Source organism: Aquiflexum gelatinilyticum, from assembly GCF_024813435.1.
In the GTDB taxonomy this organism is placed as follows: domain Bacteria; phylum Bacteroidota; class Bacteroidia; order Cytophagales; family Cyclobacteriaceae; genus Cognataquiflexum; species Cognataquiflexum gelatinilyticum.
The window spans coordinates 73470-97765 of record NZ_JANAEZ010000008.1; the positions used below are offsets into that span (position 1 = coordinate 73470).

Genomic DNA, 24296 nt, shown 5'->3' on the forward strand with positions numbered 1-24296 from the left:
GGGAAAATTGACTTATGAACTTTACATCTAATTATACTTCACTCTTTCTTATAATCTTTTTCACCCACCGGAATCGGGATTTGCAAAATATTTTCCTTGGGAGGTAGTGGACAGGCAAAATCCGGATTATAGGCACAATATGGGTTGTAGGCCAAATTGAAGTCAATGGTAATGCTGTTTTTTCCATCTTGGCGGAGATTGATATATCTTCCACCTCCATAGGTTTCTTCTCCACTTGTTTCGTCAGCAAAGGCAAGAAAAAAGTTGCGCTTGTCCGCTTCTTTCATGGACTGGAGCAAAAGCAATTTTTGTGGTTTGCCATTTAAGTCAAATTCGGCAAAGGAATGTTTGAGGTACTTCTCCACCGATCCGTCTGTCATAGGAAGCTCGACCATCTTTTTTTCTTCCAATTCCACCATTTTTGCCCTTACCTTATAGCTTGGATCAATGGTATAAAAATCAAGTTCTTTGAAGTCCTTTTTCTGCTCTTCAGTCAAAGGCGAATCAATATTGAACTTGATAAATTTGTATTGCCTATCGCGTTCTTTTTCTATTTTCTCCAAATACACCTCGGGACTTTCCGTTCCGGTCATGGTATAGATTACAGCAAGTGCGACAACAGTCAATACGCCAATAATTAAAATATTTTTTGATTTCATAAACTACAAAATGCCTTCATCGGCGAAGCTAAAATAGGCAACATCTGTGAAAATCACATGGTCAATCACCTGCACTTCGAGATTTTCACCCACATGCTTGAGTTTTCCGGTCAAAACCCTGTCCTGTTCTGATGGCCTCAGGTTCCCCGATGGATGATTATGTACCAGTACAATCGAACATGCCAATGAATCCAAAGCATATTTGAATATGATTTTGGGATCTGCCACGGTACCGTTTGTGCCACCGGAACTTATCAATTGTTTCTTTATCAAATGGTTGCTCCTATTCAGCAGCAATACATAGAAATGCTCCACAGTTTCGTCCATAAGCTCACGCCCCATCAGGTTAAAGACATCTTTGGAACCGTTTATTTTTATTTTTTTTGGCTGATCGGTGATCTGTTTTCGTCTTCTTCCCAATTCCAATGCGCTGACGATGGAAATGGCTTTTGCTTCCCCAATACCCTTAAATTTTTTGAGGTCCGGAATACTCATCTTGGCAAGCTCGCCCAAGTCATTGTTGACTGAAGAAAGAATATGTTTGGAAAGGTCCACTGCACTAAGTGACCTGGTACCCGAACCGATGAGGATCGCGATCAATTCCGCATCTGAAAGTGCTGATTTGCCTTTGAGGAGAAGTTTTTCTCTCGGTCTGTCCTCTTCTGCCAAAGCAGAAATTTTTATGGAATATTGATAGTCTTTCATAAACAGATTTTAAAAAGAAATTTTTCCTTAGTTGGAAAATTATCCTGTTTTTAAAAGTACATAATGCCAAAAAACAATGAAAGTACGAGAGGCTTCCAAGGGGCATATTAAACGTTTAATTTTTTATTCAAAAAACCATGGAAACAAAAAAAGCCTTGGTGGAATCACCAAGGCTATTCTGATCTTAAAATTTCTTTGTTAGGCTAGAGCGTTGACAAACTTGGTCAATTTTGACTTTTTGTTGGCAGCGTTGTTTTTATGAATGATATTCTTTTTTGCAAGTTTATCGATCATAGAGGTAACTGTTTTCAAAAGCTCTTGCGCTTCCACTTTGTCAGTCGCAGACTTCAATCTCTTGATGAAAGTTCTTGTAGTCTTGTGCTGATATCTGTTTCTCAAACGCTTGGCTTCGTTTGCACGGATTCTTTTTAATGCCGATTTGTGATTTGCCATATCCTTATTTACTTAATTTCTGTTAATACACCCTACCCTAAACGGAGTGCAAATGTAATTGATTAATTTTGAAACACAAAAGGATTTCCGAACTAAACCTTGTAAAGCCCAGAAATCTGATAGATTTTTCAGATTCCGCCGTTATGTTGCAAAGGTAATACATTTTCATTTTACAGAAATGGAAATTATGATTATTTTTAAGAATGCGTAAATTTTTGATCCTGAGTTTGATTTTTATTTTTTCAATTCCTGAACTTGGAGCTTGGGGATTTTTTGCCCATCGGAAAATCAACAGATTGGCGGTTTTTTCTCTTCCACCTGAAATGATCGGCTTTTTCAAAAGCAACATAGATTTCATTACCGAAAATGCCATCAACCCGGACAGAAGACGATATGCGGTCTTAGGGGAAGCAGAAAAGCACTTTTTGGATGCGGACGCTTACGGGGACAGTGCCATATATACCCTCCCAAGGTATTGGAATCAAGCATTGGAGATATTTACGGAAGAAGAGTTGCGTGCCCATGGCATCGGACCGTGGAATGCCTACCATACCAAAATCCAATTGACAGAGGCTTTCAAAAGAAAAGATATCAAAGCCATTCTGAGGCTTTCGGCGGACCTTGGACACTACATTGCCGACATCAATGTCCCTTTGCATACTACCAAAAACTATAATGGCCAACTGACCAACCAATATGGAATCCATGCATTTTGGGAAAGCAGGGTTCCTGAGTTGCTCTCAGATGATTTTGATTTTTTTGTGGGAAAAGCTGAATACTTGGAAAAACCACAACTTGAAGCTTGGGACGCAATTATTGTGGCGCATCTTGCTTTGGATTCTGTATTGAATTTTGAGAAATCCTTGACCGAAAGCTTCTCGGAAGACAAAAAATACAGCTACGACGAAAGAGGAGGCATCAGCACCAAAGTCTATTCAAGGGATTTTACCATTGCTTACAATAACATGCTTTCAGGGCAAGTAGAAAGGCAGATGCGCCGGTCAGTTAAAATGATCTCTGATTTTTGGTATACGGCTTGGATTGACGCCGGTCAGCCCGATCTGAATTCGCTCCTCAAAAATCCCATCGAATTGGAGGAGGAAAAATTGGAAAACTCTAAGCCACTCAAAGTCCGTGACCATGAAGGAATGGCAAGCAATGAAAACCCTGAGGAATTGAGAAAATCATTTTACCGAAGTATGTGGAGGCTTGAATAACTGAAATTGGTTTGGATTAATCAAACCAATTCCTTTTTGGAAGAATTGAGGTAAAAGCGGATGGCTTCCCCCAATCTTTCAAAAGTCTGTCGAAATACAGCTTCATCTTCCTCCAATAGAGTTACCCTAAAACCTCTCAGATCAGAGCAGAACGAACTGATAGGAACCACACAGATATTGGCAGATGCCAAAAGATAGTATACAAATCGCTTATCCAAAGGCATATTTTCCTCCTTTAGCCAGCCGTCCAACAAGTCCTGTAGCTTTGAATCCTCGATAGGAAGAAACTGTTTGGAATCCAAGTATGTCTCATCGAAGACCACTGTATTGTAAAATGCCCCTTTTGTAGGATTGAATTTGATTCCGGGAATTTTCCCCAATATCTCTTCCATAATTCTGCTTCTTCTCCCTATTTTCTCATTCGCTTCCTGCCTGTATTCCACATATGCAGGATGACTCATGATTTTTGGAATGGATAACTGTGGAAGTATTGTCGAACACACCTCTATCATTTTTGCATTTTCCAAAGTCTGGCAAAACTTTGCGAATTCTTTGGATGCATTCCTATTGTAAAATTCCATCCAACCACATCTCGAACCCGGCCAAGGAAATTCCTTCGAAATCCCTTTCAAAGAAATACCCGGCAGATCACCGATTACTTCCGAGAGTGCTACGGCTTTCACGCCATTATAGGTGATATTCTGATAGATTTCATCTGCAATCAACAGCAATTTGAATTCCTTGGCAATTTTGACAAAACCTTCCAAAACCTCTTTGGGATAAACCATTCCTGTAGGATTGTCAGGATTGATGATCAAAATCCCAACGATGGAAGGATTGTACTTGACCTTGTTATATAGGTCCTCCATGTCCGGAAGCCATTGGTTATTGGGATCCAAAGTATAGGTAATAGGTGCTGTATTGGCATGCGCTGCTTCCGCCGAACTATGTGTGCTGTAGGCTGGTGAAGGCCCGATGATCCTGGCGGTCGGCGTCAGGAACTGATAGACTTTAGCGATGGCATCCCCTAGTCCGTTAAAAAATAAAATATCTTCAGCTGTGATCTGAGAGCCTCCTTTTTGGTTATTCAATCCCGCCAAAAACTTTCTAGTTTCTAGAACACCTTTGGAATCTGCATACCCATAAGTACTGTCTTGGCTTACAAGGTCAGACACTATTTCTTTCATCCAAGAGGGGACGATATTATGTTTTTGGATAGGATCACCGATATTTTCCCATGTGATCTCATAACCCAAAGCTTCAACCTGACGGGCTTTTTTGACAATGCCCCTGATTTCATAATTCAATTCTTCGGCTCCCGGCCTCAATAACAATGTCCTCATCATGCTGGTTTTTGGAAATCGAAAACAAATAAACAAAAAACGAAATGAATGATTGCGGATTCAATAAAAAAGATACAACCTGATTGGAGTATTGCAAAAAAATCCATCTTGAATTTATACTGTCAGTTAAATCAAATTATTAAGACAAAAGGTGTTATTAGATTAACTTACCCTTACTCTGTTACAAGAAATGAAAGAATTTACCCTTATTCTGTTACATAATAAATGAAAATTGCCCTTACTTTGTTACAATAAAACAAATATTTTACCCTTACTTTGTGTCATAATCCGATAAATATGAGCTTCAATAGGCAGATATTCAAACATTTAGAATATTGGAAAAATAACAAGCAAAGAAAACCCTTGATCATTCGCGGTGCAAGGCAGGTTGGAAAGACCACTTTGGTAAAAGATTTCGCAAAAACCTACCCAAATTCAATACTTCTAAATCTTGAAAAATTAGTAGATAAATCTTTTTTTGAAGATTTAAACGATGTAAAAAGTATCCAAGAAGCTCTTTTTCTAAGCAACAATATCAATGCTGCAAACTTAGGAAAGACACTTCTATTTTTGGATGAAATTCAGGAGTCTCCTAAAGCCATCCAATTACTCAGGTATTTTTATGAAGAAATGCCTGAACTCCATGTCATTGCAGCAGGATCTTTATTGGAGTTTGCCATGAAAGAAGTAAAAAGCTTTCCTGTTGGCAGGGTGGAATTCCTCTACCTTCATCCCATGAACTTTCCGGAATATCTTGAAGCGGTCGGTCATTCCGCCGCTTTGGAACAATTTTACCAAGTTCCAATTAAACCCTTTGCCCATAAAGTTTTGATGGAGCTATTTCATCGATATGCAATTATTGGAGGAATGCCTGAGATAATCAAAACCGAAATCCAAAAAACAAATCTTGCCAGTTTACCACAAATTTACGAAAGCATTTGGGGAACCTATAAAAACGATGTTGAGAAATATACTTCCAATAATACTGAGAGAAAGATCATCAAACATATCATGGATTTTGCGCCTTTGACAATGGATCAAAGGGTGAAATTTCAAGGTTTTGGAAATTCTACTTATAAATCAAGGGAAGTTGGTGAATGCTTCAGAATATTGGAAGATGCTAGATTATTGAGGCTGATTTATCCTACAACAGATGTGGTTCCACCAATTCAGTATGATGTCAAAAAATCACCCAGAATCCAAATTTTGGATACCGGCCTTACCAACTACACAATTGGCATTCAAAGCCAACTTCTAGGAATGGATGATTTAAGCAATGCCTACAAAGGCGCCTTGGTTCCGCATTTGGTAACTCAGGAATTGATATCAATTCAATCCATTTCAGATAAAAAACCAAACTTCTGGGTGCGCGAAAAGAATCAATCGAGTGCCGAAGTAGATCTGGTTTTTACCCACAAAAATAAAGTTATTCCTATTGAGATTAAGTCAGGTCCCACAGGATCACTGAGGTCTTTGCACCAATTTATCGACGCGAGCAACCATCCATTCGCTGTCAGGATTTATGGAGGAGAATTCAAAATCGAGGAAACCAAAACCCCCGGAGGCAAACCATATTATTTGATGAATCTACCATACTATTTGGGAACTAGGATTAAAGAATTTATTGAGTGGTTTGTTCAAAGAAATGGTTAAAGAATCAAAAGCTTGTATTTTGAATACAAGATTTATATAAATAACTCATATTCAGTATTTTAATAAAATAAGAACCTGACTCGGAGTAAAATCATGCCATAAAAAAACCTCCAACCCGCTATCCCAGGTTGGAGGTTTCAATATTATTTTAAGCTTAAATCTTACTTTAATTTCTTATACTTAATCCTCTTCGGAGCCACATCGCCTAGACGCTTTTTCTTATTTTCTTCGTAATCGGAGAAGTTCCCTTCAAACCAATACACTTGTGAATCCCCTTCAAAAGCAAGAATGTGAGTACATATCCTGTCCAAAAACCACCTATCGTGGGAAATGACAACTGCACAGCCACCAAAATTTTCCAAAGCCTCTTCGAGTGCCCTAAGGGTATTTACATCCAAATCATTGGTCGGTTCATCTAGAAGTAAAAGGTTCCCACCTTCTTTTAGTGTTATGGCTAGGTGGACTCGATTTCTTTCCCCGCCCGATAAGATGCCTACTTTTTTCTCCTGATCGGATCCTACAAAGTTAAACTTGCCTACATATGCCCTGGCATTCATTTCTTTGTTGCCAAGTTTGATGATCTCATTTCCTTCTGATATGGTCTCATATACCGATTTGTTGGGATCAAGCCTGTCATGTTCCTGATCGACGTAGGCGAGTTTCACAGTTTCTCCCACCTCGAAATTCCCCGCATCAGCTTTTTCCTGACTGATGATTAATTTGAAAAGGGTGGATTTACCTGCACCATTTGGTCCGATGATTCCTACAATTCCTCCCTGAGGTAAGTTGAAGGATAAATTTTCGAACAATAATTTATCCCCATAGGCCTTGGACACGCCATTTACCTCCAAAACTTTTGCTCCTAATCTTGGTCCCGGAGGGATATACAATTCTAGCTTCGCTTCTTTCTCTCTTCCCTCTTCGCTGATGAGTTTGTCATAAGCACTGAGCCTGGCCTTTCCTTTGGCCTGACGGGCTTTTGGGGTCATTCTGATCCATTCCAATTCCCTTTCAAGGGTTTTTTGTCGCTTGGATTCGGTCTTTTCTTCTTGTTTCAGACGGTTTTGTTTTTGATCAAGCCACGAGGAATAGTTGCCCTTCCAAGGAATCCCCTCTCCCCTATCCAATTCCAAAATCCAACCAGCGACATTGTCCAAGAAATATCTATCGTGCGTGACGGCGATAACAGTTCCTTTATATTGCTGCAAATGCTGCTCTAACCAAAGCACCGACTCAGCATCGAGGTGGTTGGTAGGTTCATCAAGAAGCAATACATCTGGTTCCATGAGTAAAAGCCTGCAAAGTGCGACCCTTCTTTTTTCTCCCCCAGAAAGGTTTCCTATGATGGCATCACTTGGAGGAAGGCGTAGGGCATCCATGGCCTTTTCCAACATGGTGTCAAGCTCCCAAGCATTGGCTGCATCGAGCTTTTCCTGTACTTCGCCTTGTTGGGTTATCAATTTATCCATGGCATCCGGATCATCCATCAGGGCAGGATCCATGAATTTTTCGTTTATTTCTTCAAATTCTTTAAGTAGGGCCACAGTCGAAGCCACTGCTTCCTCCACGATATCCTTCACTGTTTTGCCGGGATCTAACTTTGGTTCCTGTTCCAGCATCCCTACCGTATAACCGGGAGACCAGACCACCTCACCCAAAAACTCCTTGTCTACGCCCGCAATGATTTTCAAAAGGGAGCTTTTCCCGGATCCATTGAGACCCAAGACACCGATTTTAGCTCCATAAAAAAAAGAAAGATAAATGTCCTTTAGAACTTTTTTCTGAGGTGGGTATATTTTGGAAACCCCTGCCATAGAAAATATGATTTTTTCTGCACTCATATCTAATATTTGATTGATTTGTAAACCATGATGGACAAAGATGGCAAAAAAAGACCTTTCTTAGGATAAATGCTTTTGAATTAATTAATTTGCAAAAAAAGAAGGACCACACCACAAACCAACCTATTAAATCGCAATGGAGCATCCGTACGGGTACATTAAAGATAACAAGGTTTATCTCAGGGAATTTTTGAATCAGCCGGATAGGGTGATTGGAGAAGTAAAAGAAGATGAAGCATCGACTATCAAATACTTTGAGGACAGGTTTACTACCCTCAAAGAGAAAATAGCACAGCTTAAGAAGGACATCGAAGAAAATCAAAATAAGGGTTCATTTTTGATGAAATTGGTTCATCTGAAAGATTCCTTGTTGGAATATGATGCCTTAGGTGATTTTATTCCGCTGATAGATGAATTGGAGCAACTCCAAGAATATCTTGAAGATATCATCAAGAAAAACAGGGAGAAAAACCTTGAAATCAAAAAGGGACTTATTTTAGAAGCGGAAGCTTTGAAAAACAGTACTGAGTGGAAGGAAACTGCTGACGAATTCAAAAACCTAAAAATGCGGTGGATCAAAACTGGGCCCGTAGAGAAGGAATTTGAAGAGGAAATGGAAGAATCCTTCAATAATGCGATCGATACTTTTTTTGAAAATAGAAAAAACTTTTTTGAGGATATGGCCGTACAGGCTGAGGTCAACATAAAAATCTATGAGAAGTTAGTCATTGAAGCTCGAGCAGCATTTGACAATCCTGATGCTAAGAGAGCATTTGAAATCTCCAAAAGGATCCAAAAGGAATGGAAAGCTGCAGGAAGGGTGCCAGCTGAAAAAAGACAGCCACTTTGGGATGAATTTTCCAAATTGAACAATAGGATTTTCAGCAGATTCCGCAGAACCATGGAAACAGGTCCGCAGATGAAACCATGGGAGTTGATGAAAAAAATGGAGTCCATGACGGACGAAATGAAAAAACTCGCTTATGCCGAAACAAATCCAGATGGAGTTTCGTCTGCCAAAAGATTGCAGGCAGAATGGAAAAAACTTCCACAACGCAAGCCCAAAGAAGCAAATCTGATTATGCGTTCTTTTACTTTCTTTTCTGAAATAGTTTTTGAAAAACTATTCTTGGAGAGGTTGGCGATGTCAAAATATGAGGACTTCAATCAAAAGGACAAAACAGAACAGAAAAAGATTAAAATGGGAATCTTGAGAGATCTGATTCACAGGGATGAAAGCGAACTCGCTACAGTAAAAGACAATGCTGAAAATTTCAGAACAAATGAGGAAGACTTTGAAGTCATGATGAGAAGAAAAATCGGAACATTCAAAAGAAAAATTGATGTGAAAACTTTCATTCTCAAAGAACTTTCAAATAAATAATAAGTTAACATTGAAAATTTAAAACAATTTCTATTTTTGCAGACCGCTAAGGCTGTAAACATTTAAAACTCACACTATGTATTGGACACTAGAACTTGCGTCATATCTTGAAGACGCACCTTGGCCTGCAACTAAAGACGAATTGATTGATTATGCAATCCGTTCAGGTGCTCCTTTGGAAGTTGTCGAAAACCTCCAAGAATTAGAGGATGACGGCGAGCCTTACGAAAATATCGAGGAAATTTGGCCCGATTATCCCACAAAAGACGATTTCTTCTTCAATGAAGATGAATATTAAAAAAGCCCGACATCGGGCTTTTTTTTTATATCCCCAAGACCAACTTGAGTTTTGGAAATCCTGATTTGCTTACCGGAATATTTTCACCTCCTCTTAACTTCAACATATAACCTTCTTTTTCATAAGGTTCAATTTTAGTGATTTCTGAAATATTGACAAGGTACGACCTATGCACCCTTACAAAAAGTGAAGTATCTAATGATTTCTCATAAAAAGAAAGGGTCTTGTTTTTTAAAAATTTCCCCTCTTTGGTATAAATATTCACATAATCATCATTGGCCTCAAGGTATTTGATTTCATTGATTGGAATAATTTTGATCTCATTTTTCACCTTCAATACTACCCTGTTTGCAGATTCCGGATTCAAAACACTTTCATTTTTAAAAGCATTGATGCTTTCCTGATTGTTACCCATTTGGAGGAATTTCTCCAATGATTTGGCAAACCTTGCTTTGGAAAAAGGCTTGAGCAAATAATCCACTGCGTGGGCATCAAATGCTTTGAGGGCAAAGGCATCAAATGCAGTGGTAAATATCACAGCCGGTGGGTTATCCAACAATTCGAGCAATTCAAATCCTGTAAGTTTAGGCATTTGTATATCCAAAAAAATCAGATCAGGTTTATGCTCCTGAATGGCTTTCAAACCTTCAAAGCCATCGTGGCAAACTTTTTGAATTTCGAATTGGGGAAAATCGGCCAAATATTCACTGACCAATTCGGTTGCCAATGGCTCATCATCCATTATCAGTACTTTAATCATTCCTTTGAGGGATTTTTAAGTTGACGGTAAATTCCTTTGCTTTTACTTTGGTTTCCAACAAATCATTTCTTCCAAACAATAAATATAGTCTCCTTTTGACAGCATCAAGTCCAAATCCTGTTCCTTTTGCCTGTCCTGCTTCCATGTCAAAAGGATTTGACAAGGTCACCTTTAGGTAATTTTGCTGCATTACAAATGATAAACTGATCAAAACCTCACCGGTCACTCCGTACAAGCCATGCTTAATCGAATTTTCAAGAAGGGGTTGAATCATCAAAGGCGGCACTTTAGCCTCCAAAGCGGATTCATCAATTTGGAATTCAACCTTTAGCCTATGACCAAATCTCACTTTTTCGATATCAAGATAAAGGTTAAGGTAATCCTTTTCCTCAGAAACAGTAAGCCAGTTTTGGTCATCCTTTTTGATGGTTCCTCTGAGAAATTCGGCCAACTGAAGCACCATTTCTCTTGCTTTTTCGGGTTGGCTTTTGATCAATGCGCTAATTGAATTCAGGCTATTGAATAAAAAATGTGGTTGTAACTGCTGACGCAAATGATAGAGTTCGGCGTCTTTTGCCATCTGATCTATTTTCTCTTGTCTCTCTTTGGTTTTAATCTGGTCTTCAATTTTGGCATTGAATACCAAAAGGGCAGCCCAAGAAACATACAAAATGAAAGCTATCAATCCTTTGACCGGCATGACTTTGCTTGCAAAGTCAAGATAATCATGCTCGGAACTTAAAAAAAATCCCAGAAAATAATCGCCGGCAAAAACCAAAGCCACAGCAAATACCCATCCGAAGTTTAGAACCATCAAGGCTTGCGAGCGCTTTGGCAGGTAATATTTGAAAACGTTTTCCAATACCCAAAATCCAAATAGGATTAAGAGAGAATGAACAGCAGAATCAATCAGGGCAGATTGGAAAGGATATCCATAAAAGCTAATCAAATAAGCCAAAGCCACCATCCAAAGAAAGACAGCGGCTAAGGCTTTTAACCAGTCAAAATTATTGCGTGAAATCAGATTTCTTAGCATTTGATCCTGATTAGAAAGATTTGATCTCCAAACCTCCAAAGATGATGGACCCATAGATCCTCAGAACTTTGGTCCCATCATTGGGAGTTGGCGGATACATCCTTTTATCCTCTATTCCTGCAAAGATATTGGTGACATTGATCTGAAGGTCCCAATGAGGGGGTACAATGAGTTTTACACCACCAAAAGCCACTTCCACATTAATGATCGCTCCATCAGCGAGGTCTGCCTGGGAAAGGTCAATGTCAGTTCCTCCAAAAATCGCCGAAATCTTACCTCCTTGGAAATTTTTGGACAATACCCGCTTCTGTATCCCAGTAAACAAAGCCTGGGCATTGATGGTGTCGCCATTGTCGGTAAAGGATATGGATTGGGGTTTAGCAAAATTTTGAGAAAAAGGATCCTTGGTCGTCGCTGATGCTTCAGTGTTTTTGTTGTATGATTTAAAAAAAGCATCATTAAATTTATTCCTGTCTCTTGATCTTTTAAGAATAAGAAAGATTCCAAGGATAATCAATCCGATAGGAATAATGAATGGTTCTAGTTCAATTGGAATCCCAAATTCTCTTTTTGCCAGTAAGAAAGATCCGAAAAGAAGCATGAAAACTCCGAACCCCGACTGACCATTATGCTTGATCAGACTGACAACCCCAATGGCGATGAGAATCATCGGCCATGAAAAAAACCATCCGGGAAGCCAGAATCCCATTGCTTTCAATAATAACACCCCGCCGATAGCAAGGATAATGATGCCTGCTGTGAGGTCATTGTTTTTGGAGGAAAATTTATTCTTTGCCATGATATTGTTGTTTTTTGATTCATTTGATGATGACAAAGCTATATCATGAGGAAAAAATAAGAGACATGAAATAGGTTATCACCGAAAGATTCTCGGTGAATGAAGGAAAATACTAGGTAAACGGATTTTAAATTAACCGTTTCTTGACCAAAAAGTCGGCGTAAACCATGTCATCAGGACTGGTTATTTTAATATTCTCAGGATTTCCTGAAATCAGTTCTACTTGCCAACCCTGATGTTCATATACTGTGGCATCGTCGGTAAAGTGGTATAGTTCGGTGACATCAAATGCTTTTTTTATTTTGGAAAGCAAAAAAGTCTGGGGGGTCTGAACCAACCTGAAATTCTGTCTTTCCTGAAAAAATGATTTTCCATCATCCGTCAATTTCCTCAAGGAATCCTTGAGCGCAACGACCGCAATGGCAGATCCGGATTTTTCAGCCACATCAAAACTTTCAAGAATCACCTGTGAACTAACAAAAGGCCTGACTCCATCGTGAATAGCGACAATTCCTTCTGAATGAAATATAGAATCCAATCCATTCTTGACAGATTGAAACCTGCTGTTACCCCCTTTTATGATCGCATGCGGAATATCAAATTGGTATTGACCGCAAAGATCTCCCCAAAAGCCAAAGTCCTTTTCAGGAATTACTAAAATCAAATTGATGTCAGAGAGAGTTTTGAAAAAAACTTCAAGGGTATGCATCAGAATCGGCTTTCCACCTATTTCTAAATACTGCTTTGAAATCGGAGCTCCCATACGGGTCCCACTTCCTCCTGCTACAATTACGGCAAACTTATTCATTTTACGATTGGATGTTCAAATTCGGAATTTGATTGTATTCCATTACAACTCCAAGATGAAAAAAATAGAAAATAAAAAAAAGGCTCTTGCGAGCCTTTTAATGTTTTAGAGGATTAGCATGGCATCTCCATAGGAGAAAAACCGATACTTTTCTTTGACGGCTTCTTTATAAGCTTTCATCACCAAATCATAACCTCCAAACGCAGATGCAGTCATCAATAAGGTCGATTCAGGCAAATGGAAGTTTGTGATAAGTGCATTGGCAATTTTAAAATCATAAGGAGGAATAATAAACTTATCAGTCCAACCGCTGCTGACTTTCAATCTGCTGTTGGCAGTCACGGAAGATTCAACAGTCTTCAAAGTGGTGGTACCTACAGCCACTACTTTCCTTTTGTTATCCAAAGCCTCATTGACCAAATCAACGGTTTTTTGAGGGATATCGTAATTTTCGGAATCCATTTTGTGCTTAGTTAGGTCTTCCACGTCCACTTGTCTAAAAGTGCCCAATCCCACGTGAAGAGTTATAGGACAAACTTCCACGCCTTTCAATTCCAATCTTTTCAAAAGATGGGGGGTGAAATGAAGACCTGCTGTCGGTGCGGCCACTGCCCCTACATTTTTGGCGAAAATAGTCTGATACCTTTCTCTGTCTTCAGACTCCACTTTCCGCTCAATGAATTCCTTCAAGATCGGTGTCTCACCAAGGGTATCTATTGTTTTGTAAAATTCCTCATCCGAACCGTCAAATAGAAATCTGATAGTTCTACCACGGGAAGTAGTGTTGTCAATAACCTCAGCAACCAAATCACTATCTCCAAAATAAAGTTTGTTTCCAACCCTTATTTTTCTGGCAGGATCTACCAAAACATCCCAAAGTCTCAGGTCCTGATTTAATTCTCTTAAAAGAAAAACTTCAATTTTTGCACCTGTTTTTTCTTTATTGCCGTACAACCTTGCAGGGAAGACTTTGGTGTCGTTCATGACAAATACGTCGCCGTCACCAAAATATTCGATGATGTCTTTGAAAATACGGTGTTCAATTTCACCGGTTTTTCTATGAACCACCATGAGTCGGGATTCGTCTCTATTTGGTGTGGGATATAAAGAAATTAATTTTTTGGGGACGTCGAATTTAAAGTCTGATAACTTCATAGGTTGTGAATATGATATTCTTGATCTTAATTTAAGATTTAAAAACCGCAAAGTTAAAAATAAAAATCCCGAATTCTACTTATATTGCCAATTACTTTTAAAACAACTTCTAAGACGTGATATTTCTAAAACTAATCTGGGAAAGTGTGCTGTTTGCCATGCAAGCCCTAAAATCAAACCTGACTAGGACCATTCTTTCTCTTTTGGGAGTAACTGTGGGGATTTTCGCCATCATTGCTGTATTTACTTTAGTAGATTCACTCGAAAAAAACATTAAATCCAGCTTTAGTTTTTTGGGTAGCAATGTTGTTACGGTCAACAGGTTTCAATTTGTGGGAGGGCCCGATTATCCTTGGTGGAAATATTTCCGAAGACCTTACAGTACCTATTCTGAATATACTTTCCTTAAAGAAAAACTGAGAAATGCTGAGGCTGTCTCTTTTTCAGCTGGGGCAAATACTACAGTTCAGTTCGGAAGTAATTCATATAAAGGCACAAATCTTACCGGAGTCACATATACCTACAAGGATGTATATGACGTTCCGGTACAAAAAGGAAGGTTTTTTACAGAATCAGAAATAAATGGATCTAGAAATGTGGCAATAATTGGGGAGAAAGTAGCCAATACTTTATTTCCCAACTCTGAGCCTATCGGAAAAGAAATTAAGATCAAAGGGGCAAAATTTGTCGTCATCGGCATATTCGAATTGGAGGGAGAAGGCTTATTTGAAATTGCATCCAAAGATGAAGCAGCCATGATTCCTTATGGCAGTTTCACCAAATTGTTTTTTGTGGGTAAAAATGGAATTGAACCAAGCATAGCTGTCAAAGGCTTGGAAAGTGACATTGGTATGATCGCTTTGGAAAATGAACTGATCGGGTCACTTAGGGCTAAAAGGGGATTAAAACCTACAGAAGAAGATAATTTCTCGTTAAACAAATCCGAATTCATCATGAATACACTGGGATCGATATTCGATGTCATCAGTGGTGCAGGCTGGGTCATCGGAGGTTTCTCTATTCTTGTTGGGGGTTTTGGAATTGCCAATATCATGTTTGTTTCTGTCAAAGAAAGGACCAATATCATAGGAATCCAAAAATCCCTTGGTGCAAAAAATTACTTTATTTTATTCCAATTCCTCTTTGAGGCTGTCTTCCTCAGTTTGATTGGGGGAGTAACAGGAATCATAATCGTATATGGACTCACATTCCTTCAGCTAGGCTCTTTGGAGTTGATTTTGTCCTTGAAAAACATTGTCCTGGGATTGGGTATTTCATCTATAATAGGAATAGTATCTGGGATTGTTCCTGCCACTCTTGCAGCAAAACTTGATCCGGTAGAAGCTATCCGAGCAGCATAAAAAAAAAGACCCTAATAGGGTCTTTTTTTGTTTATGATTGAAAGGATTTTTTTATTCCTCTTCTTTTTCCACTTTTAAGGAAGCTGCACCAAGACCGGCTTTTTCTTTGATTTTCTTTTCCAGCTCTTCCATCAATTCCGGATTGTCAAGCAGGATTGCTTTGACAGAATCACGTCCTTGCCCCAATTTATTTCCTTCGTATGAAAACCAAGACCCTGCTTTCTTGATGATCTCAAACTCGACACCTATATCAATGATTTCGCCGACTTTGGAGATTCCCTGACCATACATGATGTCAAACTCTACCACTTTGAAAGGAGGCGCTACCTTGTTCTTTACAACTTTTACCTTTGTCCTGTTACCTAAAATATTGTCAGCACCTTCTTTTATCTGTCCAATTCTTCGGATATCAAGCCTTACAGAAGCATAAAATTTGAGTGCATTACCGCCAGTAGTTGTCTCAGGGCTTCCAAACATCACACCGATTTTATCTCTTAGCTGATTGATGAAAATACAAGAACATCCAGTCTTATTGATTGCCCCGGTCAATTTTCTCAAAGCTTGTGACATCAATCTAGCCTGAAGCCCCATTTTACTGTCACCCATTTCCCCCTCCAATTCACCCTTCGGCACCAAAGCAGCAACAGAGTCGATGACAATGATGTCAATGGCACCAGAGCGGATCAGGTGTTCGGCAATTTCTAAAGCCTGCTCCCCATTATCCGGTTGAGAAATCAAAAGATTTTCTGTGTCGATACCGAGCTTTTCAGCATAGCTTTTATCAAAGGCATGTTCAGCATCAATGAAAGCGGCAAGCCCACCGGCTTTTTGAGCTTCTGCAATACAATGTAAGGTCAAAGTAGTCTTTCCGGAAGATTCAGGCCCATAAATCTCAATCACCCTCCCCCTTGGAATACCACCTATGCCCAATGCCATGTCCAAACCCAACGAACCTGTAGAAATAGCAGGAATATCCTGAACCTTGTTGTCACTCAGTTTCATGACAGTGCCTTTGCCGTAGGTTTTTTCCAGCTTATCGATTGTAAGCTGAAGTGCTTTTAATTTCTCAGTGTTTACACTCATAATTGAATATTTTCAAAACTTTGATTTGAATTTGTAAATTAATGATAGATAATTGGAACCCAAACACTTCCAAAAAGGATTGCGTATTTATACTTTGAGCAACCAAAAATCCGTATTATTAAATATATCGCTAATATTGAAATAAGATTTGACAACCTTTTGGTAGAAAAGAAAAATTAATGAAAAAACGGTTCAAAAAGTCAGTAATTGTCTCAATATTTTTTCTATTGGGATGTTCTTCTGGTTTTGCACAGAAAAACACTGCTTTTCAAAAAGGAGAGGAACTGCTTTTTAAGGTTACGTTTGGTTTTTTTGATGCTGCAGAAGCAAGGATGGTAGTCAATCCTGAAATCTCAACGATAAATAATATCCCTACCTACAAAATAGATGTATTCGGCCAAACACTTGGCGTTTTCAAACTTTTCAATGTAAATGACAATTGGGGCAGTTATCTCGATACTGCAAAAATAATCCCGCATCATTCATACAGACACATCGAAGAAGGCAGATACCGGAAACACGAACGGGTAACTTTTGACCATAAAATGAAAAATGCCCATGTAAAATTATATGACCGAGAAAACAAAAATATAGTCGACACAAAAGATTATCCTGTTCCTTCGCAGGTGCAGGACATTGTAAGCGGATTTTATTTTTTGAGAACCCTTGATTTTAAGAAATACAAACCTGGAGACACCATTCACCTAGTAGGGTTTTTTGATAAAGAAATTTATAACGTAAAATTAATATACAGGAGAAAGGAATGGGTAGATACGACCATCGGGAAATTTGAATCCTACGTTTTGGTGCCTATTATTCCCAAAAACAAATTATTCAGAGGAGACCATCCTGTGACTGTATGGGTGTCTGATGACAAAAACAAAATCCCATTACGGATTAAAGCAAAGTTGATGATCGGTTCTTTGGATATGGAAATCATAGAAGCCAAAAATCTTCGTAATAATTAATTTACAGTCAGTTAACATTGGATTAACATTAAGTGGCTGAAAAAAAATTTTATGTTGTATTTGATACCTTTGACATTATTAAAACATTTTTTGTGATGCCTTTTTATAAATTAGCATCACATTAGCGCTATCATAACCCGCTATTTTCTCATGAGTGACAAACAAAAAGTCAAAATTCTGGTCGTTGACGACGAACCTGATATCATTGATATTCTAACTTACAACCTCAAAAAAGAGGGATATGAGGTAGAATCAGCAGAAGATGGAATTAAGGCAGTAAAGATTGCAGCCAAGTTTCTTCCCGATGTAATCCTATTGGACATCATGATGCCCAATCAGGATGGTGTCGAAACCTGCAGGCAAATCAGGGAAATCCCGGAACTCAAAGGAACCTTTATCATATTTCTGACAGCAAGAGCTGAAGAATATTCAGAAGTAGCCGCATTTGACGTAGGGGCAGATGATTATATCACTAAACCGATCAAGCCAAGAGCATTGATGAGCAGGATTGCGGCACTCTTCAGAAGGGAATCCAAAAAAGAAAATGAAGTAGCCCAAATCAAAATAAAAGACCTCATCATAGACCGAACAAGTTATACCATTGATAAAAACGGTAAGACCATCACACTTCCCAAAAAAGAGTTTGAACTGTTATATTTTCTCGCCAAAAACCCGAATATAGTTTTCAGCAGAGATGATTTATTGCAGAATATTTGGGGAACAGATGTATTTGTATTAGCAAGAACTGTCGATGTCCACATCAGAAAAGTCCGTGAAAAAATCGGGGAAGATTACATCACCACTGTGAAAGGAGTGGGTTATAAATTCGAATTGAATTAAGTATGCTCACCACATCGAGGGGTATTTCATTGATCTTGGCTTTGGCGATTTCAGCCTTGACAGTGGCATTTTTACTGTTATTGGATGATGCCACACCAACCCTCTTAATAGTTGCGGGAGGCATTTCTTTCTCTGTTTCCTATATATTGACAAATATCACCCTTGAATTTTTGGTCTTCAAAGAGATCAGTGATATATATAGCGTCTTGGAAAAAATTCAAAAAAAAGACTATTCCAATATTCCAGAAAAATCTGACAAACTTTCAATTTCACCCCTCAGAAGAATCAATACTTCTATCAATATCTATGCTCAGACCAAAAACAAGGAAATCGAGGCACTTCAAAAAAACGCAGAATTCAGGAGGGAATTTATAGCTGATATTTCCCATGAATTGAAAACTCCGATTTTTGCGGCACAGGGTTACATACATACCCTGCTCGATGGCGCTGTGGATGACAAATCCGTAAGGCTTAAGTTTCTCAAGCGGGCTGCAAAAAGCCTCAATGCGTTGGATAAGCTTGTTCAGGATCTTCTCACTCTCAATCAAATGGAAAGCGGTGTAGTCAAATTCCATTTTGAAACTTTCGATTTAAAGGATTTGATTCATGAAGTCATTGAGGATCTGGAGCATAAAGCAGCAAAGCGGGACATGTTGATCCGTTTCTTTTATGACAAAGAAAAATCCTTCAAAACGGTTGCTGATAAAGAGAAAATCTTCCGGGTTTGCCAAAACCTCATTTCCAATGCCCTTAAATACAATAATGACGGCGGCGAGGTGGAAGTACACCTCAAAACCCATAAAAGCCAAATTACTGTTGAAGTCAAGGACAACGGCAAAGGAATTCCTGCAGAGGACCTAAAACGTATTTTTGAAAGATTTTATAGGGTGGAAAAAAGCAGGTCCCGCGAAAGAGGCGGCACCGGACTCGGACTCGCAATCGTCAAACATATCCTGGAAGGGCATAAAAGTAAGATCTCAGTCAGCAGTACTTTGGGCAAAGGCTCCATATTCAGTTTTGAACTACCCTTGGAAAAGTCCCCTGAAAAGACTGTCCTTAAAACCTTGAATTCATTGTTTGTCTGAAACCAAAAATCCATCTATTTCAGGAAACAAATTGGGCAAAAAGTTCCTCCAAAGTCTTTTTCAGATCCCCTGTCAATCCTCCATGTGGCCTTGAGGTCTGTATCATGGAACTCCGCAGGGCTGTCAGCCACCTAAATCTTGAAGCAGGATCCATCTCAGCTATAGGACTACCGGATTTTGTTCCCTCACATATCTTGGTAAATGAGTCCAAATAATCGCATAGCAATTCCAAATCAACCTCAGGATCCAAAGCCAATAACTTTCCTTCTTCTAGTTGAATCCTGCTTTCTAAGAAATTTTCTTTTTTAGAACAGAGAATTACGCCCACATTGACAAATTCCTCACGCTCCACCCGTGGAACTACACGGATGACCGCATACTCATATAAGTGTTTGCCTTGCATCTTGCGCTTCTTTTACAAATACATCCGAATATTCCAATCTGAGTGAAAGGAATTGTTTATACACTGACCTTGCCTCTTCAGCCGTCTCCACATCCCGAGAAGCTAAAAGCCAATCATCAGGAAGAGCTTCAATCAAGGTATTAACCTGATCCATTTTAAGTTTCTCGCGGAATTCCCTATTCACTTCCTCTAGCCTGTCCGCAAAAGGTAAAAGCACATGGTCTTTGATGGAAGGAAAAGGTCCGGTGGCATGCCGTTCCCAATTGTCCCAAGAATGGTGGAACAAAAATGCCGCCCCATGGTCAATCAACCAAAGTTCTCGCTTCCAGATCAGCATATTGGTATTGCGGAAAGTCCGGTCCACATTGGTAATTAACGCATCAAGCCACACAATCCTCGAAGCCAGCAATCCATCGACTTTGGAAGCTCCGGGATCAAAAGTCAGTGCTTTGGATAAAAAGTGTAAACCTAGATTTAACCCCTGACTGCCCTTGAGCAAATCCTGTATTTCTTCATCGCCTTCTGACCTTCCAAAAGCCTCATCGAGATAAGCAAAAACCAGTTCCGGAACTTTCAGCCCAAGCATCCTTGCAATTTCCCCTCCTAACAATTCTGAGATAAGCGCTTTTTCCCGCTGACCTGCGCCACGGAACTTGAGCACATAATCAAACCCATCGTCCGCTTCCGCCAAGGCCGGCAAGGAACCACCTTCCCGCAACGGCATCACATAGCGCATGACATTGACGGTACGAAGGTGGAGATTTTGAAAAGTTGTATCCATGATTAATTCAATAGGATGATTTCAGATTGTAAAGTTATTAGATCTTAGTATATATTCACCGAAGTATATTTAGCTGAATCAGATTAGAAAATATTGTATTTCTAAATTAAATCAGGAATCACTTTGGTGAAGTCTGTCAACAATATTCTGACAAAATTTTTTGCACTGATATTAATTCTCTAATTTTGCGCCCCTGTTAGGAGAAGATAAGCATGAAAAAAATTGATTTTAAGGACCTTATTCTGTTTGAAAGCGAGGATTACCTTGTCATCAATAAACTTCCCTATTTGTCGACATTGGACGACAGGCACGAGGCGCAAAACATCCTCGATCTTGCTAAACAGTACATCCCGGATGCACAAGTATGCCATAGATTGGACAAAGAAACCTCAGGTTGCTTGGTCATCGCCAAAAATCCCGAAGCTTACCGGAATATTGCGATCCAGTTTGAAGACAGGAAAGTAAATAAAGTCTACCACGCTGTGGTGGAAGGCATTCACGAATACAAAGAGGTAATGGTGGACAAGAAAATCCACGCCAACAATAAGGGTATTGCCAAATTGACCAAGGACGGCAAACCAGCCCAGACCATTTTCAATACTATCAAAACCTATTATGCTCACTCTTTGATTGAATGCAAACCCATTACCGGAAGACTTCATCAAATCAGGATTCACCTTGCCCATCTGAGATCCCCGATATGTGGTGATGAAACTTATGGTGGCAAGCCGGTTTACCTGTCCGCACTTAAGCGACGGTTTAACCTCAAAAAAGGGACTGATGAATTGCCCATCATGCAGCGGGTTTCACTCCATGCCTATTCGATCGGGTTCAAAGGAACCAAAGAAGAAAGGATAGAAGTGGTTGCACCTTACCCAAAAGACTTTGATGTATTGGTCAAACAATTGGAAAAAAACGGCTAACTCAAAGAAAATGTGGGCAATAAATTTGTTTCTTTTGCAATAAAAAGAAATTACTTCTATCTTTGTGTCCCTTTTTGAGGGTGAAGTATATTTAACAAGCTAATAATTAAACATTTACACAGTGGATACATTAAGCTACAAGACCAAATCAGCGAATGCTGCTACTGTAGAGAAGAACTGGGTGGTAGTGGATGCCCAGGCTGCAGTATTAGGTAGATTTGCGAGTGAGGTTGCAAAAATTTTGAGGGGTAAGCACAAGCCTTACTACACCCCTCATGTAGACTGCGGAGACAACGTGATTGTCATCAATGCAGACAAGGTAAGGCTGACCGGCAGAAAAATGGACGAAAAAGTCTATGTTCGCCATACAGGCTACCCAGGTGGGCAGCGTATTTCTACTCCAAAATTGTTGAAGGCTAAGTCTTCTTCAATCCTTGTAGAAAAAGCTGTTAGAGGTATGCTTCCAAAGACCAGACTTGGAAGCCAATTGTACAGAAATCTGTTTGTTTACAATGGTCCTGAGCATCCTCATGCTGCGCAGCAACCAAAAGAACTCAAATTCTAATCCCAGGATACATGGAAATCATCAATACAATAGGTAGAAGGAAGACATCTGTCGCCAGAATCTACATGCAACCGGGCAAAGGAGAGATCTCTGTAAATGACAGAGCGATCGAAACTTATTTCCCTTTCGAACTACACCAGATCATTGTAAAACAACCTTTAGCCCTAGTAGGTGTTGAAGGTTCTTATGATATCAAAATCAATCTGGACGGTGGCGGTATCACAGGACAAGCCGAAGCTGCAAGGATGGCAATATCCAGAGCGCTATGCGAATTCGATGCTGAACACAGATCTGCTTTGAAAAAAGAAGGATTCCTTACCAGAGATCCAAGAATGGTGGAGCGTAAGAAGCCGGGACGTAGAAAAGCAAGAAGGAGATTCCAGTTCTCCAAACGTTAATCAGGAATTCTTTGAATTTTATATCGTAACTATATTTATTAATGGCACAAATAGAATATAAAGACTTACTGGATGCTGGTGTTCACTTTGGACACTTGACGAGAAAGTGGGATCCAAGAATGGCCCCGTATATCTTCATGGAGAAGAACGGTATCCATATCATTGACCTAAACAAAACGCTTGTTTGCCTCGAAGAAGCATCCAACGCAATCAAGCAGATCGTACGCTCAGGAAAAAAAGTAATGTTCGTCGCTACTAAAAAGCAGGCGAAAGACTTAGTGGCTGAAGAAGCACGCAGACTCAATATGCCTTACGTCACTGAAAGGTGGTTGGGCGGTATGCTGACCAACTTCGCTACTATCCGCAAGTCGTTGAAAAAAATGTCTACCATCGACAAAATGATGAAAGAAGACGCTTACACCAACCTTGCGAAAAAAGAGCGTTTGATGATCACAAGACAGAGAGAGAAAATGGAAAGTGTTTTGGGAGGTATAGCTGACCTTACCAGACTTCCTGCTGCTCTATTTGTAGTAGACATCAAAAGAGAACACATTGCGATCGCAGAAGCACAAAAGCTTGGTATCCCTGTTTTCGCTTTGGTAGATACCAACTCCAACCCAAATGAGGTGGAGTTTCCAATCCCTGCCAATGACGATGCATACAAATCCATCTCTTTGTTGATCAAAGCGTTTGGTACAGCTATCGAAGAAGGTCTTTCCGAGAGGAAAAGAGACAAAGAAGATGCTAAACTTACCGAAGAGGAAGAAGCAAAAAAAGCTGTCGACGCAGAGACACAAGAGTAATCCACTTTGATATACTGATTACAAAAATTGAACATAAGGTAGCGCCCTGTGTTCAATTTTTTGTTTAATAAGAAATTCTTAAATAAATAAAAGACAATAACAATGGCTATTACTGCACAAGAAGTAAACAAACTGAGACAAATGACAGGTGCCGGTATGATGGACTGCAAAAAAGCCCTTACCGAAGCTGAAGGTGATTTCGAAAAAGCGATTGACATCCTTAGAAAAAAAGGTCAGAAAGTTTCAGCTTCAAGAGCTGACAGAGAAACCAAAGAAGGAACTATCGTCACACATGTAAGTGCTGACGGGACTGTCGGTACTTTGCTTTCATTGACTTGCGAAACTGACTTTGTGGCCAAAAACGAAGGATTCGTAACCTTTGCAAATGAATTGTTGACTATCGCAACGAGCAATCATTGCGCTTCAACAGCTGAAATTCTTGCCCTCCCATATGAGTCAATCACTGTTCAGGACAAGATCATCGAAATGACCGGAAAAATCGGCGAGAAAATCGAAATCTCCCACTACGAAGTCATCAAAGGTGAAACCGTAGTTCCTTACATCCACTCCAATGGCAAATTGGGCGTATTGGTTTCTTTGGTAAACACCAAAGGTGCTGACGTCGAAGAAGCAGGAAAAGACGTAGCCATGCAGATTGCAGCCATGAATCCTGTGGCAGTTGACAAAGACGGCGTAGACGCTTCTACTGTCGAAAGAGAAATCGAAATCGGTAAAGACCAAGCAAGACAAGAAGGCAAGCCTGAAGAAATGTTGGAAAAAATCGCTTTGGGTAAACTGCAGAAGTTCTACAAAGAAAGCACTTTGCTTAGCCAGGTATTCGTAAAAGACAATGCAAAAACCATTGCACAATACCTTGATGGAGTCAGCAAAGGTTTGACTGTGTCTGCTTTCAAGAGAATTACAATCGGTTAATTGGTTCCGATAGCTATCGGAATGGTTAATTAGTTATAAAAT

The 24296-nt window shown here is 39.5% G+C and carries 26 protein-coding genes; 13 read left to right on the forward strand and 13 right to left on the reverse strand.

The genetic code is table 11. The features are described from left to right. Nucleotides 1-38 precede the first annotated feature (38 nt). The 3 genes from NK987_RS16565 to rpsT all read right to left on the reverse strand — a co-directional run bounded on the left by NK987_RS16565 (nt 39) and on the right by rpsT (nt 1817). Nucleotides 39-659: a DUF1684 domain-containing protein gene (locus NK987_RS16565; protein WP_259264757.1), complete on the reverse strand. Its 621-nt coding sequence runs from the start codon at nt 657-659 to the stop codon at nt 39-41. Nucleotides 660-662: 3 nt separating this feature from the next. After that, nucleotides 663-1364, reverse strand: a complete 702-nt coding sequence (radC, locus tag NK987_RS16570) for a RadC family protein (protein WP_259264758.1) — start codon at nt 1362-1364, stop codon at nt 663-665. Between the two features lie 198 nt (nt 1365-1562). Further along, nucleotides 1563-1817: a 30S ribosomal protein S20 gene (gene rpsT / locus NK987_RS16575; RefSeq protein ID WP_259264759.1), complete on the reverse strand. Its 255-nt coding sequence runs from the start codon at nt 1815-1817 to the stop codon at nt 1563-1565. Between the two features lie 203 nt (nt 1818-2020). Here rpsT and NK987_RS16580 point away from each other — a divergent pair, with 203 nt between their 5' ends. Continuing rightward, complete coding sequence (locus NK987_RS16580) at nt 2021-3034, forward strand: zinc dependent phospholipase C family protein (protein ID WP_259264760.1); 1014 nt, start codon at nt 2021-2023, stop codon at nt 3032-3034. 20 nt (nt 3035-3054) lie between these two features. Here NK987_RS16580 and NK987_RS16585 read toward each other — a convergent pair whose 3' ends face one another. Further along, the gene (locus tag NK987_RS16585) at nt 3055-4377 is read right to left on the reverse strand and encodes a pyridoxal phosphate-dependent aminotransferase (RefSeq protein WP_259264889.1); all 1323 of its coding nucleotides are present in this window, start codon (nt 4375-4377) and stop codon (nt 3055-3057) included. 297 nt (nt 4378-4674) lie between these two features. Here NK987_RS16585 and NK987_RS16590 point away from each other — a divergent pair, with 297 nt between their 5' ends. Next, entirely contained in the window at nt 4675-6030 is a 1356-nt protein-coding gene (locus NK987_RS16590; protein WP_259264761.1) for an ATP-binding protein, read from the forward strand. A 161-nt stretch (nt 6031-6191) separates the two neighbouring features. On the opposite strand, the gene ettA is transcribed toward NK987_RS16590, so the two are convergent. Beyond that, nucleotides 6192-7871, reverse strand: a complete 1680-nt coding sequence (ettA, locus tag NK987_RS16595; protein WP_259264762.1) for an energy-dependent translational throttle protein EttA — start codon at nt 7869-7871, stop codon at nt 6192-6194. 136 nt (nt 7872-8007) lie between these two features. On the opposite strand from ettA, the gene NK987_RS16600 reads away from it, so the two are divergent. Both NK987_RS16600 and NK987_RS16605 read left to right on the forward strand, forming a co-directional pair. After that, nucleotides 8008-9255: a DUF349 domain-containing protein gene (locus tag NK987_RS16600; RefSeq protein ID WP_258423816.1), complete on the forward strand. Its 1248-nt coding sequence runs from the start codon at nt 8008-8010 to the stop codon at nt 9253-9255. Nucleotides 9256-9331: 76 nt separating this feature from the next. Then, nucleotides 9332-9553 carry a DUF2795 domain-containing protein gene (locus tag NK987_RS16605; protein WP_008625540.1) on the forward strand — a complete coding sequence of 74 codons (222 nt, stop codon included), beginning with the start codon at nt 9332-9334 and terminating at the stop codon, nt 9551-9553. Nucleotides 9554-9578: 25 nt separating this feature from the next. Here NK987_RS16605 and NK987_RS16610 read toward each other — a convergent pair whose 3' ends face one another. From NK987_RS16610 to queA, 5 genes are all read right to left on the reverse strand, one after another. Further along, entirely contained in the window at nt 9579-10313 is a 735-nt protein-coding gene (locus NK987_RS16610; RefSeq protein ID WP_259264763.1) for a LytR/AlgR family response regulator transcription factor, read from the reverse strand. Next, the gene (locus tag NK987_RS16615; RefSeq protein ID WP_259264764.1) at nt 10306-11349 is read right to left on the reverse strand and encodes a sensor histidine kinase; all 1044 of its coding nucleotides are present in this window, start codon (nt 11347-11349) and stop codon (nt 10306-10308) included. The genes NK987_RS16610 and NK987_RS16615 overlap by 8 nt, the downstream gene beginning before the upstream one ends. A 10-nt stretch (nt 11350-11359) precedes the next feature. Then, a complete protein-coding gene (locus tag NK987_RS16620; protein WP_258423819.1) occupies nt 11360-12148 on the reverse strand; it encodes a cell wall-active antibiotics response protein in 789 nt (262 codons plus the stop codon). 127 nt (nt 12149-12275) lie between these two features. Then, on the reverse strand, nt 12276-12956 hold the full coding sequence (locus NK987_RS16625; protein ID WP_259264765.1) for a 2-C-methyl-D-erythritol 4-phosphate cytidylyltransferase: 681 nt from the start codon (nt 12954-12956) through the stop codon (nt 12276-12278). Nucleotides 12957-13061: 105 nt separating this feature from the next. Then, a complete protein-coding gene (gene queA / locus NK987_RS16630; RefSeq protein WP_258423821.1) occupies nt 13062-14111 on the reverse strand; it encodes a tRNA preQ1(34) S-adenosylmethionine ribosyltransferase-isomerase QueA in 1050 nt (349 codons plus the stop codon). 116 nt (nt 14112-14227) lie between these two features. Here queA and NK987_RS16635 point away from each other — a divergent pair, with 116 nt between their 5' ends. Further along, complete coding sequence (locus NK987_RS16635; RefSeq protein ID WP_258423822.1) at nt 14228-15472, forward strand: ABC transporter permease; 1245 nt, start codon at nt 14228-14230, stop codon at nt 15470-15472. Between the two features lie 51 nt (nt 15473-15523). On the opposite strand, the gene recA is transcribed toward NK987_RS16635, so the two are convergent. After that, entirely contained in the window at nt 15524-16555 is a 1032-nt protein-coding gene (gene recA / locus NK987_RS16640) for a recombinase RecA (protein ID WP_258423823.1), read from the reverse strand. Between the two features lie 179 nt (nt 16556-16734). On the opposite strand from recA, the gene NK987_RS16645 reads away from it, so the two are divergent. From NK987_RS16645 to NK987_RS16655, 3 genes are all read left to right on the forward strand, one after another. Further along, on the forward strand, nt 16735-17523 hold the full coding sequence (locus NK987_RS16645; protein WP_259264766.1) for a DUF3108 domain-containing protein: 789 nt from the start codon (nt 16735-16737) through the stop codon (nt 17521-17523). A 150-nt stretch (nt 17524-17673) separates the two neighbouring features. Next, complete coding sequence (locus NK987_RS16650; RefSeq protein WP_258423825.1) at nt 17674-18363, forward strand: response regulator transcription factor; 690 nt, start codon at nt 17674-17676, stop codon at nt 18361-18363. A 2-nt stretch (nt 18364-18365) separates the two neighbouring features. Beyond that, entirely contained in the window at nt 18366-19448 is a 1083-nt protein-coding gene (locus NK987_RS16655) for a sensor histidine kinase (protein ID WP_258423826.1), read from the forward strand. A 19-nt stretch (nt 19449-19467) separates the two neighbouring features. Here NK987_RS16655 and NK987_RS16660 read toward each other — a convergent pair whose 3' ends face one another. Together NK987_RS16660 and NK987_RS16665 are read right to left on the reverse strand one after the other, a co-directional pair. Continuing rightward, complete coding sequence (locus NK987_RS16660; protein WP_258423827.1) at nt 19468-19851, reverse strand: DUF3037 domain-containing protein; 384 nt, start codon at nt 19849-19851, stop codon at nt 19468-19470. Further along, entirely contained in the window at nt 19829-20632 is an 804-nt protein-coding gene (locus tag NK987_RS16665; protein ID WP_259264767.1) for a HipA family kinase, read from the reverse strand. Before NK987_RS16665 ends, NK987_RS16660 begins: the two co-directional genes overlap by 23 nt. 212 nt (nt 20633-20844) lie before the next feature. Between NK987_RS16665 and NK987_RS16670 the strand changes: the two genes are divergently transcribed. The 5 genes from NK987_RS16670 to tsf all read left to right on the forward strand — a co-directional run bounded on the left by NK987_RS16670 (nt 20845) and on the right by tsf (nt 24254). After that, nucleotides 20845-21555, forward strand: coding sequence for an RluA family pseudouridine synthase (locus tag NK987_RS16670; RefSeq protein ID WP_259264768.1), 711 nt, complete (start codon nt 20845-20847; stop codon nt 21553-21555). Nucleotides 21556-21676: 121 nt separating this feature from the next. Continuing rightward, the gene (rplM, locus tag NK987_RS16675) at nt 21677-22120 is read left to right on the forward strand and encodes a 50S ribosomal protein L13 (RefSeq protein ID WP_113925655.1); all 444 of its coding nucleotides are present in this window, start codon (nt 21677-21679) and stop codon (nt 22118-22120) included. Between the two features lie 11 nt (nt 22121-22131). After that, a complete protein-coding gene (gene rpsI / locus NK987_RS16680; RefSeq protein ID WP_258423830.1) occupies nt 22132-22518 on the forward strand; it encodes a 30S ribosomal protein S9 in 387 nt (128 codons plus the stop codon). Between the two features lie 41 nt (nt 22519-22559). Then, a complete protein-coding gene (rpsB, locus tag NK987_RS16685; RefSeq protein ID WP_241124530.1) occupies nt 22560-23321 on the forward strand; it encodes a 30S ribosomal protein S2 in 762 nt (253 codons plus the stop codon). Between the two features lie 102 nt (nt 23322-23423). Continuing rightward, the gene (gene tsf / locus NK987_RS16690; RefSeq protein ID WP_259264769.1) at nt 23424-24254 is read left to right on the forward strand and encodes a translation elongation factor Ts; all 831 of its coding nucleotides are present in this window, start codon (nt 23424-23426) and stop codon (nt 24252-24254) included. The last annotated feature ends 42 nt before the right edge of the window (nt 24255-24296 follow it).